At 46.3% G+C, this 15,046-nt stretch carries 11 protein-coding genes; 4 read left to right on the top strand and 7 right to left on the bottom strand.

All coding sequences use genetic code 11. The annotated features are described in order from the left end of the window. The first annotated feature begins 483 nt into the window (after positions 1-483). From B853_RS05750 to B853_RS05740, 3 genes are all read left to right on the top strand, one after another. The gene (locus B853_RS05750) at positions 484-4,194 is read left to right on the top strand and encodes a M66 family metalloprotease (protein ID WP_152435598.1); all 3,711 of its coding nucleotides are present in this window, start codon (positions 484-486) and stop codon (positions 4,192-4,194) included. 151 nt (positions 4,195-4,345) lie between these two features. Further along, a complete protein-coding gene (locus B853_RS05745) occupies positions 4,346-4,774 on the top strand; it encodes a hypothetical protein (RefSeq protein WP_038885449.1) in 429 nt (142 codons plus the stop codon). A 9-nt stretch (positions 4,775-4,783) separates the two neighbouring features. Beyond that, on the top strand, positions 4,784-5,458 hold the full coding sequence (locus tag B853_RS05740; RefSeq protein WP_038885450.1) for a Crp/Fnr family transcriptional regulator: 675 nt from the start codon (positions 4,784-4,786) through the stop codon (positions 5,456-5,458). 68 nt (positions 5,459-5,526) lie between these two features. Here B853_RS05740 and tsgA read toward each other — a convergent pair whose 3' ends face one another. The 5 genes from tsgA to hrpA form a co-directional block, all read right to left on the bottom strand. Continuing rightward, positions 5,527-6,693 carry an MFS transporter TsgA gene (gene tsgA / locus B853_RS05735; RefSeq protein ID WP_038885451.1) on the bottom strand — a complete coding sequence of 389 codons (1,167 nt, stop codon included), beginning with the start codon at positions 6,691-6,693 and terminating at the stop codon, positions 5,527-5,529. Between the two features lie 87 nt (positions 6,694-6,780). Continuing rightward, a complete protein-coding gene (gene deoD, locus B853_RS05730; protein WP_373854493.1) occupies positions 6,781-7,491 on the bottom strand; it encodes a purine-nucleoside phosphorylase in 711 nt (236 codons plus the stop codon). A 163-nt stretch (positions 7,492-7,654) separates the two neighbouring features. Continuing rightward, entirely contained in the window at positions 7,655-8,170 is a 516-nt protein-coding gene (locus tag B853_RS05725; RefSeq protein WP_038885453.1) for a porin family protein, read from the bottom strand. A gap of 204 nt (positions 8,171-8,374) precedes the next feature. Continuing rightward, positions 8,375-8,854 (bottom strand): porin family protein, encoded by a 480-nt coding sequence (locus B853_RS05720; protein WP_010447800.1) that lies wholly within the window; start codon positions 8,852-8,854, stop codon positions 8,375-8,377. A gap of 213 nt (positions 8,855-9,067) precedes the next feature. Next, positions 9,068-13,084, bottom strand: coding sequence for an ATP-dependent RNA helicase HrpA (gene hrpA, locus B853_RS05715; RefSeq protein WP_173399867.1), 4,017 nt, complete (start codon positions 13,082-13,084; stop codon positions 9,068-9,070). A gap of 196 nt (positions 13,085-13,280) precedes the next feature. On the opposite strand from hrpA, the gene B853_RS05710 reads away from it, so the two are divergent. After that, positions 13,281-13,865 (top strand): FMN-dependent NADH-azoreductase, encoded by a 585-nt coding sequence (locus B853_RS05710; RefSeq protein ID WP_038885454.1) that lies wholly within the window; start codon positions 13,281-13,283, stop codon positions 13,863-13,865. A 55-nt stretch (positions 13,866-13,920) separates the two neighbouring features. Here the strand turns inward: B853_RS05710 and B853_RS05705 are convergent, their stop codons facing one another. Together B853_RS05705 and B853_RS05700 are read right to left on the bottom strand one after the other, a co-directional pair. Then, positions 13,921-14,418, bottom strand: a complete 498-nt coding sequence (locus tag B853_RS05705) for a 4Fe-4S binding protein (RefSeq protein WP_038885455.1) — start codon at positions 14,416-14,418, stop codon at positions 13,921-13,923. Beyond that, complete coding sequence (locus tag B853_RS05700; protein ID WP_038885456.1) at positions 14,405-15,016, bottom strand: TorD/DmsD family molecular chaperone; 612 nt, start codon at positions 15,014-15,016, stop codon at positions 14,405-14,407. Before B853_RS05700 ends, B853_RS05705 begins: the two co-directional genes overlap by 14 nt. Between the last annotated feature and the right edge of the window lie 30 nt (positions 15,017-15,046).

Raw genomic sequence — 15,046 nt, 5'->3', positions numbered from 1 at the left:
ATTAAAGACTTTTGCTTACTTCACTTACTAGATTGTGCTCACTGTGAATAATAATCTAGTGCCATAAATCTGCCCACAACTTTGTGACACTGTCACCAGAAACCCCAAAATAGATGGCCACAATATCAGTTTTTGCCCTGAACATTGGCTATTTACTCTCCTTACACCAACGTATTTTAATAAAAAGCCTAAACACTTATAAATTTCGCTCAATTAAGATGCCAACTACATAAAAATCAACACCTTGAATAGATAGATAACGACAAATTTGGACATAAGGTTCCAATCTGATTCCACCATCAAGCTGGGGCTGGAAGCAAGTTCACAAGCGAGCCCAACCCACCTATTTCAAACTAAATTCTCATCAGATAATCCCATTCATAACTCATTCACATTGAAGCGAGTTATGTAAATCCCCCCCCAAGAGTCCAAGTTTATTGTGACTCATTGATGTCCATTAAATTGTCAAAAGTAGAGTCTAATATGAAGAAAAATACGCTCGCTTGGCTGATCTCTTCACTCCTAGGAAGTACAGCCGCTTTCGCAAACGCGAACCACGACTTAACTATGGTCGAAATCGGAAATCAAACCTTTGAACGCATTGAAATGCTCAAGCAATTGGTAGAAAAAGGTCAAGACACGTATCTACGTGATGGCAAAACTTACCTTGATTTTCAAGGGCATGAATACTGGGTCAACTTCGATAACTACCCTAAGTTCCCTTTTATGTTTGGAGACCAAGATCAAGCTTATCGTAACGTAGTGGACTTCGTCGGTCCGGAATGGGAGTTTATTTGGTATAACGGTGGCTTCTACCTGCTCCATAAAGAGTTTGGCGTGATGAACCCAGACGACACAGGTTGCTACGTCGAATATATCCCTGCAGCTCGTGGCTCTAAGGGGCCAAATGGCGAATACATTTGGCAGTCAGATATGATTCAAAACATCGAAACTTCGGACTGTGGTGACCTATCTACACCAAGCATCAATGCATTGAATGTAGCCAGCGTTTCAGATCAAGGTGTTCAGCTAAAATGGACTACGCAAAACGCTAATGACAATGTGGTTCTGACATTGACCGAATCAGGTGCAGAGCCAGTTCGCTATGACAACGTTCAATCTGGCTTGTTCATTGGCAACCTAAAACCAGATACTCGCTACACCGCAGAGCTTTCTTCATGCAATGCGATTGATTGTATCGAACCACAGAAGGTTGAGTTTACGACAAGTGCCGCACGCCTTGGTTACGCAGACGAATTGCCACTAGTAAATCACTTGAATGGCGATTTGACTGGTTCTATCCATTTTGCTCAGACCCATACTACCACCGCCCCGAATCAAAACGATGTGAACCTGTTCCCTGACTTGGTGATCGACCGTGAAGCCTTGCTCCTATTCATGCCAGAGGACAAAACCGTTCAACAAGTTTGGGTAGAAGTGAGCTTTGAAGGCACTGTAATCACTCGCCTCCCAATGCTGCCACCAAGCGCGCTTGCGGCTTCTGATCAGCCAGATAATGGACGCTCTAAAGTGGTGTTCTCCCATCACGCGTGGTCACTGCCGCTGCAATGGAATTGGATGAAACCAGGCTTGTCGCTGCGCTTAACGGACAACACAGATCGTCAAGGCGACTTAGCTGCCAATGAACTTGTCTTTGGCGGTGCGCCGGAGCTTATCATTCAAAACATCGACATGGGTATGCTCACCGCACCGCGTGATGGCAACACCATGATCAAAAACATGGCAAAACTGAGCGCCGATTACTTCCAGAAGATCCCAGCATCTAAACTGGTGATGTCGGATTACACTGCCGCTTATTTCCCGAAAGTAACGCTACCAAATGGCAAGGTTTACACCTCAAGTTCTGATGGTGAAGGCGGTTGGCACGGTGGCGACATGCGTGAAGCGATTGGTAAGGCACTCGTATCAACAGGTGTAAATAATGCTAACGTCGGCATCACCGATAGCGCAGGTTATTCGCAAGCTTACAATAAACGCTTCAACCACATTACTGCACACACCAACCGCGGCGTGTACACCAACGGCATTATTGACCATGGCGGCAGTGGCGGCGGTGGCATCGTGACTTTAACGGCGACAACTGGTAACGAATGGTCGCACGAGCTTGGTCATAACTTTGGTTTGGGTCACTACCCTTGGCATGCATCAACTCACGATTTGGAATCTGGTTGGGGTTGGGATGCTCTGCATCGCCGCTTTATCGGTAACTTACACTGGACAGGAAAAGCAACGACCAATGATGTTGGTGGTGAAGTTATCCCACCATTTGCAGACGAATTCCGCTTTATGCGTGATGCGCAAGCTGGTGGTGAAGCGGCACTGCTGGGCACCATTAGTCACTACACGCTGGAGCACCCTTCTCAGTCTCGACGTGTTCAAGCTTGGCTGAATAACGGCTTTAACGTTGATTTAAACAGCTCTACTGGTTATGTACGTTGGAACCAAGAAAACCAAAGTTACGAAGAAGCGCAAACCGATACACCAGTACCAAGCGCTGCAGGTGTGCCTGTTGTCACTATGCTGGGTATTTACGATCCACGCAACGAACTAGCAAGCCAAGTTTACCCGCTGATTTACTCTAACTACGGTAACGTGTTTGAACTACCATCAGCACCTGAAGTGACTTACCATCCGGAAGGTTGGCAAGCGGTATCTTCTCTATCCGATGAGCAGATCCAGCAAGATCACTGGCAAACAATGAAGGTAAATAACGGACAAGAACGTATTTGTCAGTTCAGCTACACAGCGAGCAATGGCGAAAGCGCAAACTTTGTCGGTACGGTAAGCGATGATTTGGCTCGTTGTGAAAGCAGCGAAGACATGTATTGGAGCATCAATGGTCAACGTGAACACATGGTATCTCAAGATCATGATTACTCGTTGCTGTCTAAATACGGTGAAGGCGCGGTGACTTACACACCAAACGCTGAAATTGGCGAAGTACCACTTTGTGTTCTAGACAAGCGAGGGACGAGCCATGACGGCGCAGGCTACTTTACATCTTCACACTGTCAGCAATTTACTGGCGTACAACACAACAACGGTGCGGATTGGCGTTATGCAAGACACCAAGGTGGCATGTTCCAACCAAGTATGATTTCTCAGCGTAGCTGCGCAGTCACGGTTGAGCGTGAAGACGGCTCAGTACAAAGTGTTGCGGTTGCAAGTAGCCGACTTAACGATTCGCAAAGTAACAAGTTCCACTTTAACCTAGAGCAGTTACCACTACCGACTCGTGTAACCTTAAGCTGTACCGACATCAACGGTGAGCAAGTTCTGGATAGCTTGATCCCTGATCAAAACCCAGCAATTGATAAGCTCGTCGGCCCTATTTTTGTAGGTCAGGAACACGGTTACAGGCAATACGTTGATCAACAAGTACTATTTACTGATAACACTTCATTAAACAGCATCGATTTTGGTTTTGTTGCTGACTTCGACAAGTTCGTTGCTGACAACTACGGTGCAGGTGTACTGAACAATGGTGAGACAAACGCAGAACGCCGCGCTGGTGCACTTTACGTGTACCCTAACCCAGTAACAGGAACACGTGATTACTTCCTAATGCGTGACATTTCTGCCGCGGATTTCCCAACCAATCAAGCAGACAATGAGGGCTGGAAGTATTTAGGCTCAGCAGAAAATCATGTTCAGTTCAGTTTTAACCCACTGATGATTGATCGTAGTAGCATCGACAATGCACAGCGAGTAGCGAACTACTTTAATCAGTCTAATTTACTGACATGGGAACAAGCAGGCACAACGGCATGGGGAGCATCGGAAAACGCCATTTTCATCGATACCGATGCAGACGGCGAACGCCGCTACTTTATGCAAAAACGCCCAGGCGTAAACAGTACTCTGCCGGCCCAAAACATCTCTGACGCTGATTGGCGCTTTATTGGTAGCGATACTGATATTGAGCAATACGTTACGGAACTTAACAGTGACCTAGCCAAGTTCGAAGCGGAGATCCTGACTTGGCATAAGCAAGAGCGTATGGGTATTTGGGGTGAAAACAACAAAACGGGAACGATTAACGACATATACGTTTATCACTTCCGTGGTGGCTACCATTACTATCGCCTAATTGACGGTAAATACTGGTACTTCCCTTGGCCAACTGAGGAAAATCCAAATAACGCAGATTGGCACTATCTAGGTCAGTTCTAAGCATCTAGAACACAAATAAGATCATCATTAAACAACAACGCCCTATTCAATTTAAAACGTGTATGGGGCGTTTTTTTATCATTCGCTCTTTTTGGCGTTAACCTAAAATCGAGTTACACTACCCCCTCTTTTTCTTTTCTACATCACACCTATGACCGACGCTGATATCGATCTGCAACACCTTTGGTTAGAAGTCCAAGCTGAGCGCTGGCAAAACCTGTCACGCTTTTTGTTTAGCTATTACTGCTACAAACACAACCTGGTGAGTAAAACCAATAAAGTGTGTTGGGAAACTGCCCGTGCTTCACTGCCCTGTTCTAAGACGATTAGCGAGCGTAAGCATACGATAATCGAACCGCTGATACCTGAAGATACGGTCGTTGGACTATTAAAAACCATCAGTAAAGATGGCGACATGAGCTTTGAAATGATGACGAGCACACTCGACACGTTTTTGCGCTATGTTGTGATCAGTAAACAAGAAAAAGCCCAGCTTAAACCCAACATGCCAGCAAGCTGGTATCAGCAAGAGAACAAGTCATTAATGGCACGTTTTGAGCTCGCAGGTATTGTCATTTAAGGTACGTCGATGCAATTACAAACCCTAGGTAAAGGACGCTTTGAGGCGCAATGGAGTGAAGATAAACATCTCATCGAAAAAACGATCCGAGATTGCATCTGTACGCGCCGAATTTTTGATGAAAACGAAAAGCTCCTCACCCAAGGTGAGCATGTCGAGAACTTATATCTGGTCGATTCCGGTCGCATCTCCATGGGTGTCACGGCAAGAAACGGCAAAACCTTTCTGCTTGGCACGCTTGAGTGCGAACAACAAGTCTTTGGTGAGATGGAGTTCTTTACTGGCTATCGTTGCCAAATGGATATTATCCCAGTTGAGCCAGTTGAAGTTGCGATTATTGACGCGCAAAAGCTGCAAAAGTGCCTGTTAGAGCAGCCTCGACTGTCGCTTTACTTTGCCAGTGCTATTGCGATTGATTACCAAGATACGGTGGAAATTCTTTCTCGCCGGTTACTCTACCCGATCACCTATAACGTGGCGTACGACATTTACCATCAGTATTTAAATGATCTGCCAGTGGATGGTTTCCAAAAGAACTATCTGGAAGCGGAGCGATTTGCCACCTCAGACCGTGTTTATCGCCGCGCGGTGAAAGAGCTTGAAAACAAAGGCTTCATTGCCAAAGAAAAGAAAGGATTACGTATTCTCGACTTGGACGGACTGCGTAATTTTGTCGAAGAATAGCTGAGCTCTTCAATCGTAAATAAGAAAAGGTCTGCACAGTGCAGACCTTTTTAGTTCGCTCGCTTTCACTAAGCTGTTTGAACTTGCTTAGCGGTTTTCAGCTTCATAGACGCTAGCAGCATTGCGACGACGACTGCGTAGATAACTGGGATTGCGTACATCACGGTTTGCAGACCAACCACGCTCTCCAGTACCGAGCTGATTGCAGGGCTGAACATCGCACCCGCGCTGCCGCTGATCAAAATGTATGACACGTTCTTACTGGTTGCATTGCGCACGAACGATACACCGTAAGCAATAAAGGCATTGTAAAGCGCAGCGCACGCAAAACCGTAACCGTAAGTCAGGTATGACAACCATTCTAGTTTATCCGTGGTAACGATAACGCTAGTGATCACCATAGCAACAGAGATGATAGTCAGTAGGAATGTCTGAATCTTCATACGTGACACAATCACGGTAGAAACCAACGCACCAACCAAAGCCGCTGACCAGTATTGTGTGATGATGTTGCCTGCTTGCTCAAATGGGATATCAAACTTCTCTTTCACAAACATTGGTGCCCAAGTTAGGAAAGTGTATAGCGCAAGCATGCCTAGGAACAAACCCACACCGCCACTGATGATACCGAAGTTCCACTCTGATTTTGCCTCTTGCTCCGAGCCACTTTCGCCGCCACATTGGTTAAAGTTGGTCAGCAGCGCAACAAACATAGTTGCCAGCGCTACCACGCCCACACTCAGGTAGCTGATGCTCCAGTTCATGGCATTGGTCAGTGCATATGTGGTAATCAAAGGGAAAACAACGCCCGCAACATTAAAGGTCGCGTCTTGAACCACCAGCATGGTGCTTTGAATTTTGTCTTTCCATACCGATACTACGATAGTACCCGCGATACAAAGACCGACACCACCACAGAAACCTATCACAGTCATTCCGAGCATCACGATAAACAGAGATGGTGCAACGTATAGGCTCAATGCAGAAGCAGCAATCGCACCGTAACACAACACGGTCATGCGTTTGATGCCGACTTTCTCAATCAAAAAGAAAGCAGCGATAGTGCCAGCAAGTGCGCCGCCGTTTAATAGGGAGAAAATCGACGCGACTTCGTTAACGTTCGCATCAAAGGTGTTGGCAAGCGGTTCGACCAACATACCAAATTGGGTTGCAAAACCCGCCATGATGAAGTTGGCGAGAAAGCTAATTGCGGTGAGTGTTATTTTATTTTTCATAGTTCACTCCAAGGGCTCATTGGATAGATGTTCTTATCATGATTGAGAGCCAGCGAGCTAGCTCTCAAAACAAACTTAATCGTAGGGTTAAGCTTTAATGGCAGTTTCTAGCGCAATTTCAATCATGTTGTTGAAAGAAAGCTGACGCTCTTCTGCTGTGGTTTCTTCGCCAGTAATGCAGTGATCAGACACGGTCAAAATCGCCAGAGATTCAATACCGAATTGGTGCGCCAAGCCGTATAAGCCCGCCACTTCCATGTCCACACCAAGCACGCCAAAGCGTTCTAGTGCAGGGATCATGTCTTCATCCGGATCGTAGTAAAGATCACCAGTGAAAATATTGCCCACTTTGACATCAATGCCCTTCTCTTTCGCAGACATGTAAGCATTGTGCAGTAGTTCAAACGTTGCAGACGTTGCCATGTGGTAGCCACTGCTGCGCTTAGCGTTAGTTGGTGAATCCGTACCTGCTGCTTGCGCTAAGATTACGTCACGCATGTGAACGTCTTTTTGCGTCGCACCGATACTACCGATTCGGATAATGCGTTTCACACCAAAGTCATTAATCAGCTCGTGACCGTAAAGCACCATTGATGGAATACCCATGCCATGCCCCATGACTGAAATGCGCTCGCCTTTGTAGTAACCGGTGTAACCCAGCATGTTACGAATGTCCGTAACCAACTTGGCATCATCTAGGTAGGTTTCAGCGATGTATTTCGCGCGTAGCGGATCACCCGGCATGATAACAGTTGATGCAAAATCTTCTGCAGAACCTGCGATATGAGCAGTCATAATGTTTTCCTCGTTCGTTCTGATGGCGCAATCATAATGAGGAAGCAGGACAAAGTTTCAGGACAAAAGTCCGGTTTAAAAGTACAAGGTCTCAGAACGAAAGAAAGGCAACAAAAAACAAAAAAGCACCTGTGAAAGGTGCCTTTGGGGTGATGCGAAACCAGTATTACAAGAAGTGGAATGTTACATTGCCAGTAATGCTACTTAAGCTATCACTATCTCCTTCAATATCCACGCCAAAAGCTTGATAACTCGCCCCGATTGAGATGTTGTCCAGAACGAAGTATTCAGCGCCAAATCCAACCATATATGACACACCATCATCCTTGTCCAAAGAACTTAATGATCCGTTGTATTCAACATTAAATGCGTTAATTCCCGCTTTGCCGTATACGTGGAGAGGGCCAAAATCAATGCTAGGTTTTGCTGCTAAGTAGAACGAAGAAAAATCCACACTGCCGGAGTTTCCACCTAAAGATAGGTCAACTTGTCCATGGTTAAAGTAGCCAACTTCAATACCAATCAATGGCAAGATCCCTGTGCCTACATGAATACCGTAAGTGGTGTCATTTTCGCTGTCGATATCAGACTGACCAATTTGACCACCAGCATAGATCCAAGAGTCAGCAAACGCTGAACTTGAACAAAGCACCAAAGCCAATAACGAGAATTTTGTTTTCATAGTGATACCTTTCTGATTGGATTCCAGACTGGCCTATAAGACGAGTGTTTTCGCGTCTATTATGCTTTTCTAGCCAGACTATATGAGAAAGCTAGCTCGTTTTTCGGAAAGTGGGGGAATAATATTTATTTGTGTGATTTACAAACAAAAAAACGCCGGCATGTTGCCGACGTTTTACAAATAAACCTTCGAAGAACTCGATGATTATAGGAAGTGCAGTGTCGCGTTTAGAGAGAAAGTACCGATGTCGTCTTTACCCGCTGTGTAGTTCATGTAGCTTGCACCAACAGACATAGGACCGAAAATGAAGTATTCCGCACCCACACCGTACATTAGATCGAAATCATCGTCGTTTGTGCCGCCAGAAACTTTCTTATCCCACTGGTGGATACCGCCTTTTGCGTACACGTGTAGCGGGCCGAAATCGATACTTGGCTTAAGTGCTGCGTAGTAAGAAGTCAGCTTAGTATCTTTGCCATCTACTTTGAATTCACCGTGCTGAGTTACACCTGCTTCGATACCGATGATAGGCAAGATACCTGTACCAACGTGTACTGAGTAAGAAGTGTCACTTTCGCCTTTAAAATCAGACTGGCCTACAGACGCTCCGCCGTAAATCCACGAGTCTGCCATTGCTGCAGAAGAAGCACCAAGAAGTGCTACTGCCAATAGAGTTTTCTTCATCATCAACCTTTACTCTTTATTATTACCCACTTCTGCTTTGGGCAGAGGTTGGTACTGCAAACATAAAAGAGGCGAACCTTTGCCTCTCTTATGACTAAAAATCACTTGTGGCCAAAAATCTGCAATTACTGTACCAATAGAGCCTATAACTGGACAAACCATTGATTAGTCAGTAATCCCCACAAGAAAAACCGCCGCTATTGTACTGATCGCTTAGCAAGCATCAATCGCATTTTTGACACGTTTATCAGAAACCGGATATGGAGTGCCTAATTGTTGAGCAAAGAAGCTCACTCGAAGCTCCTCGAGCATCCAACGGATCTCTTTTACATTCTCCGGAATCACCATGCCTTTTGGAATCTTGTTCAGCAACTCTTTATAATCACTGGCTACTGACTCCACTTTTAGCATGTGTAAACGGTCTTTATTCGGATCAATCGGCAACTTCTCCATACGGCGCTCAATCGCGCGCATGTAACGTAGAATATCTGGCAGACGTTTCCAGCCACATTCTGTTGCGAAGCCTTTGAAGATCAGTCCTTCGATTTGTGCTTTGATGTCCGATAACGCAAACGCCATGGTGAAATCGATCTTGCCTTTCAACTTCTTATTGATGTTGAAGGCGGTCGTCAGGATGGTTTCCACTTGCTGCGCAATTTCCACCACGGTATCACCAAGCTCAGCACGAACGTGTTCTTTCAGCGCGTCAAACTTCTCAGGCTCCCAAACCAAACCGCCCTGCTCTTCGATAAGCTTATCGACACCACAGGCGATACAGTCATCAATCAGATCCAGCACTTTACCGTAAGGGTTAAAGTACAGACCCAACTTCGATTTGTTCGGTAAGTTGGAGTGCAGATATTTGATTGGCGACGGCACGTTCAACAAGATCAGACGACGCTGACCCGCTTGCATTGCCGTAACCTGCTCGTATTCGGTCTCGTACAGTTTGATTTCAACACTGTCTTTAGAATCCACAATCGCTGGGTACGCTTTAACGTCGTAACCGCCACGTTTTTGTTGGTACACCTTAGGCAGCTCACCAAAGCTCCACGTATGCAAACCTTGCTGCTCGATGTCGTCATCCGCTACTTTTGAAAGCGTTTCTTGAACTTTATCTTTCAAGCTCTCTTTCAATTCATGAAGGTCTTTATTTTCCTTCAACTTGCGATTTCTATGGTCAACCGCGCGGAAAGTCACCTTTAAGTGTTCCGGAATTTGATCCATATTCCAATCTTCGCGCAGAACTTCCACACCGGTCATGCGTCGCAACTCTTTCTCTAACGAGTCAAGTAATGGCGCTTCCATTGGCGTAGAACGTGCTAAAAATGCATCAGCGTAGTTTGGCGCAGGAACAAAGTTCTTACGGATTGTCTTCGGTAGCGATTTAATCAAGCTCACAACCAACTCATGGCGCAGGCCAGGGATCTGCCAGTCAAAACCTGCAGGCTCAACTTGGTTCAAGATCGGCAGCGGTAAGTGTACCGTCACACCGTCACTGTCATCACCCGGCTCAAACTGGTAGCTCAATTTGAGTTTTAGGTTGTTTTGATGCCAGAAGTTCGGGTAATCCAAATCAGTAACGTGGCTTGCATCGCCCTTGAACAGCATCTCTTTTTCAAAGTTCAGCAGTTCTTTGTTCTCTTTCGATGCTTTCTTCCACCACGTATCGAAGTGTTTGCCAGAAACGACTTCAGTACCAACACGTTGGTCGTAGAAGTCGAACAGCTCATCGTCATCCACCAATATGTCACGGCGACGAGATTTGTGTTCAAGTTCTTCCACTTCTTGAAGAAGCTTGCGGTTTTGCTTGAAGAACGCGTGTTTGGTTTCCCACTCGCCTTCCACCAGCGCGCTACGAATGAATAGCTCACGACTGACGGTTGGATCGATACTGCCGTAGTTCACCAAACGCTTCGGTACAATTGGCACACCGTAAAGCATCACTTTCTCGTGTGCCAAGACTGCTGCACGTTTCTTCGACCAATGCGGCTCGCTGTAGCTGCGCTTAATTAGGTGCTTCGCTAACGGTTCAATCCACTCAGGTTGAATCTTGGCGATGATACGACCCCAAAGTTTAGAGGTTTCCACCAATTCAGCAGACATGATCCACTTAGGTTGTTTCTTGAATAGACCCGATGCTGGGAAGATATGGAAACGAGCGTTACGCGCGCCTTGGTATTCATTCTTCTCTTGGTCTTTCATACCGATGTGCGACAACAAACCGACAAGGATTGAGCTGTGTACGCCATGGTAAGACGCAGGCTCATCGTTAAGTTTGAATTCCATTTCACGCATCGACTGGTGAATTTGGAAGTACACATCTTGCCACTCACGCACGCGCAAGTAGTTCAAGTAATCTTGTTTACATTGCTTGCGGAACTGGTTACCCGTCAGCGCTTTTTGCTGCTTCTGGATGTAATCCCACAGGTTCACAAACGTCAGGAAGTCTGACTCTTCATGGAAGAAACGTTTGTGCTTGTCATCTGAAGATTGCTGCTTGTCACTTGGACGCTCGCGCGGGTCTTGAATCGACAATGCCGCTGCGATGATCATCACTTCTTTCAACGCGCCTTGCTTTGGTGATTCCAATACCATACGTGCTAGACGTGGGTCGATTGGAAGGCGCGCAAGTTGGCGACCTATGCTGGTTAGGCGTTTCTTTGGATCCTTCGCTTCTGCATTAATCGCACCAAGCTCTTCCAACAAACGAACACCGTCTTGGATGTTACGTTTATCAGGCGCTTCCACAAATGGGAAGGCTTGAATGTCGCCCAGACCAAGTGCCGTCATCTGCAAGATAACAGACGCTAGGTTGGTACGTAGGATCTCAGGATCGGTAAACTCTGGACGTGACTCGAAATCTTCCTCTGAGTACAGACGGATACAGATCCCCTCTTCCACACGACCACAACGACCTTTACGCTGGTTCGCACTCGCCTGAGAAACTGGCTCGATTGGAAGACGCTGAACCTTAGTACGGTAACTGTATCGGCTGATACGCGCCGTACCCGGGTCGATAACGTACTTGATGCCCGGAACCGTCAACGAGGTTTCCGCTACGTTGGTTGCCAGTACAATGCGACGACCTGCATGAGGTTGGAAAATCTTGTTCTGTTCACCCGCCGACAAACGCGCGTAAAGCGGCACAATTTCCGTGCTCTTCAGATTACGTTTAGACAGTGCATCAGCGGTATCACGGATTTCACGCTCACCGTTCATGAAGATCAGGATGTCACCTAAACCTTCATCGCACAGTTCGTCTACCGCTTCGAAAATGCCCTCAAGTTGGTCACGATCGTTGTCATCATCACCACTTAGTGGGCGGTAACGCGTTTCTACTGGGTAAGTTCGACCTGACACTTCAATGATTGGTGCGTTGTTGAAGTGTTTTGAAAAACGCTCAGGGTCAATGGTTGCCGACGTGATGATCACTTTCAGATCAGGACGACGTGGCAGCAACTCTTTCAAGTAACCCAAGATAAAATCGATGTTAAGGCTGCGCTCGTGCGCTTCATCGATAATGATGGTGTCGTATTGATTCAAGAAACGGTCATGCTGAATTTCAGCCAGCAAGATACCGTCCGTCATCAATTTGATTTGGGTATTTTCAGAGATCTGATCGTTGAATCGAACCTTGTAACCAACAAACTCACCAAGCTTGGTTTCCATCTCTTCAGCAATACGGTTCGCAACCGAACGCGCCGCAAGACGACGAGGCTGAGTGTGACCAATCAGACCGAACTTACCGCGACCAAGCTCAGCACAGATTTTTGGTAGCTGAGTGGTTTTACCTGAACCAGTTTCACCCGCAACGATAACCACTTGGTTTTCTTCTATCGCTTTTGCAATGTCGTCGCGTTTTTGGCTGACTGGCAGAATTTCTGGGTATTCAATCGTTGGTTTGTAGCTACTGCGTTGCTCCACAACCATCATGGATTTGGCGATGTCTAATGCGATTTCATCAAACACAGCGTTACGTGCCGCGTCTTTTTTGATTTTGCTCGCACCAGAGATTCGTTTACTCAAACGGAAGCGGTCGCGCATCATGCACTGGTTAAGTGCCTTGCGCAGTGATGCGGCGTTATTCACTTGAGCCTTAGGCGCAGCATTCTGAGAAGCTTGTGCTTGAGGTGCATTACCCTGCTTCGCTTTGGCGTTTTGCGCACCATTTGACGGTGTCGCTTGCTCTTCAGCGGGATTCTTTTTTGGGGGCTGTGACGAAGTCAAAGCGTTTCCTATTCTTTTCATTACATAAAACTGCGCGGATTGTAGCACATAAGGGCTAGAACAAGATAACGGAAAGCAGCATCCAACAGTCATTCAACTTTTTCGAACAACTTAAGCAAATCCATCGGGTTTTGAGTCGCTAGGCATTGCCTATAATGCATCACATAGCCGAAAGCACTTATTAAAGGAAATCCATATGTCTCGTGTACTAGCTCTTAAATCAAGCATCCTTGGCGATTACTCTCAATCAAACAAACTGGTTGAAGACTTCATCAAAAATGTAGACCAAGATAAGCTAACGGTTCGTGACCTAGCTGCAAATCCACTGCCAGTTTTAGACTTTTCCGTTGCGACAGCACTTCGTGCAACAGAAGATCTTTCACAAGAGCAACAAGCAGTGGTTAACCTATCTGATACCTTGATTGAAGAAATTAAAGCAGCAGATACTTTGGTTATCGCAGCACCAATGTACAACTTCACGATTCCAACCCAGCTTAAAAACTGGATTGATTTGATTGCTCGTGCAGGCGTGACATTCAAATACACAGAAAATGGCGTTCAAGGTCTGATTGAAGGTAAGAAAGCAATCGTAGTCACCACACGTGGTGGTCTTCATAAAGACTCACCAACCGACAGCATGACACCATACCTACGCACAGTATTGGGCTTTGTTGGTATCACGGATGTGGAGTTTGTTTACGCAGAAGCGCTTAACATGGGCGAAGACGCAGCAGCGAAAGGCATTTCAGACGCGCAAAGCCAATTGGCAACCTTGGCGTAAGATTAAATAGAATTGAGTACAAACAAAAAGGGATTGGTTCGCGCCAATCCCTTTTTTATCGTTTTAAGTCAAAGCTAATGATGCTGTTGTAGCAGCTTTGCGCGCATTGTCCGCAACCTTTGCATTTGGCAGCGTCAATTTGAGGTTTGACATCATCTTGCCATTGCAAAGCATCATATGGGCAACTGTCCTCGCAACTGCCGCAATAACCGTATAAGTTTTCGCAGCTGTTCGAGATAGTGGCAATCAAGCCTGTAGACTCTGTTTGGTTAGAAAGCGCCAATGTAGGGCACGCCGACTTACACGCGCCGCATAAATCGCATGCCGAGTAACTGATGTCTAACGCGGCAACGCCATCGACCATTTCAATGATTTGGCTTGGACATGCCGAAGCGCACTTACCGCATCCATCACACAGCCGAGTGAACATCGACTCTTCCACCGCATACGGCGGTCTCGCTTTTACACGAGACTCTTGAGCTTGCTCTACTGGCGCACGACGGAACGAAAACAGACGTCGCTTGCTTAGGTCAACCGATTCAGACTGGCGCATCCGAGTAATCTCTCTTTGCTGGCACAACGACTTGGTATTGCTCACTCAAGGATTGAAGTAATTCTTCAGTAAGGTTCGACAGTTTTGAGTAAGGCGTGAGAGTCACCGTTTTTTTGAAGCGCTTGTTGAAAAAACCAAACCACGTCATCAAGTGTTCGCGCAGCATTTCAGCCGCCAGTTTTTTCTGTTCAGTTTCAATCAACATGCCTAACACCATCAGCATCAAGCCGATCTGGTCTTCTGGCTCACGTTGGTCAGATTCCAAAGCAAAACCACAACGCTGCAAGAAGTAACGATATTCAATGGTTGATTCACCAAACAACACCGCTTCTTTATCTAGATAAGCCGAACCCCAAGGTGGCGCTGGCATCTCACCAATACCGGCAAACATGCGATCGTGCTCCATTTGCAGTGCCTCTTCGCTCTCGTTTTGAAAGCTGCGCAGCATGTCATTAAGCGCTTCAATTGGCGTATCAGTATTACTCAGCAACGTATCGAGATTTGCCGCCGGGTAATCTTTTGGCTGGTAGTAAAACAGTGCACCCAACAGCTTAAGAACGATGCTGGTATCTTGTGGTTCAAGTTGAGAAATTTGCATGAAGTACCTTTGATGACTGGTGTTTTTATT

This window comes from Vibrio rotiferianus CAIM 577 = LMG 21460 (assembly GCF_002741985.1).
In the GTDB taxonomy this organism is placed as follows: Bacteria; Pseudomonadota; Gammaproteobacteria; order Enterobacterales; family Vibrionaceae; genus Vibrio; species Vibrio rotiferianus.
Note: the sequence above shows the minus strand (reverse complement) of the source record. Positions and strands in the feature narration are given on the sequence as shown.

Coding starts and splice junctions, on each gene's coding strand:
- B853_RS05750 (WP_152435598.1), top strand. CDS start 484: ATGAAGAAAAATACGCTCGCTTGGCTGATCTCTTCACTCCTAGGAAGT.
- B853_RS05745 (WP_038885449.1), top strand. CDS start 4,346: ATGACCGACGCTGATATCGATCTGCAACACCTTTGGTTAGAAGTCCAA.
- B853_RS05740 (WP_038885450.1), top strand. CDS start 4,784: ATGCAATTACAAACCCTAGGTAAAGGACGCTTTGAGGCGCAATGGAGT.
- tsgA (WP_038885451.1), bottom strand. CDS start 6,693: ATGAAAAATAAAATAACACTCACCGCAATTAGCTTTCTCGCCAACTTC.
- B853_RS05725 (WP_038885453.1), bottom strand. CDS start 8,170: ATGAAAACAAAATTCTCGTTATTGGCTTTGGTGCTTTGTTCAAGTTCA.
- B853_RS05720 (WP_010447800.1), bottom strand. CDS start 8,854: ATGAAGAAAACTCTATTGGCAGTAGCACTTCTTGGTGCTTCTTCTGCA.
- B853_RS05710 (WP_038885454.1), top strand. CDS start 13,281: ATGTCTCGTGTACTAGCTCTTAAATCAAGCATCCTTGGCGATTACTCT.
- B853_RS05705 (WP_038885455.1), bottom strand. CDS start 14,418: ATGCGCCAGTCTGAATCGGTTGACCTAAGCAAGCGACGTCTGTTTTCG.
- B853_RS05700 (WP_038885456.1), bottom strand. CDS start 15,016: ATGCAAATTTCTCAACTTGAACCACAAGATACCAGCATCGTTCTTAAG.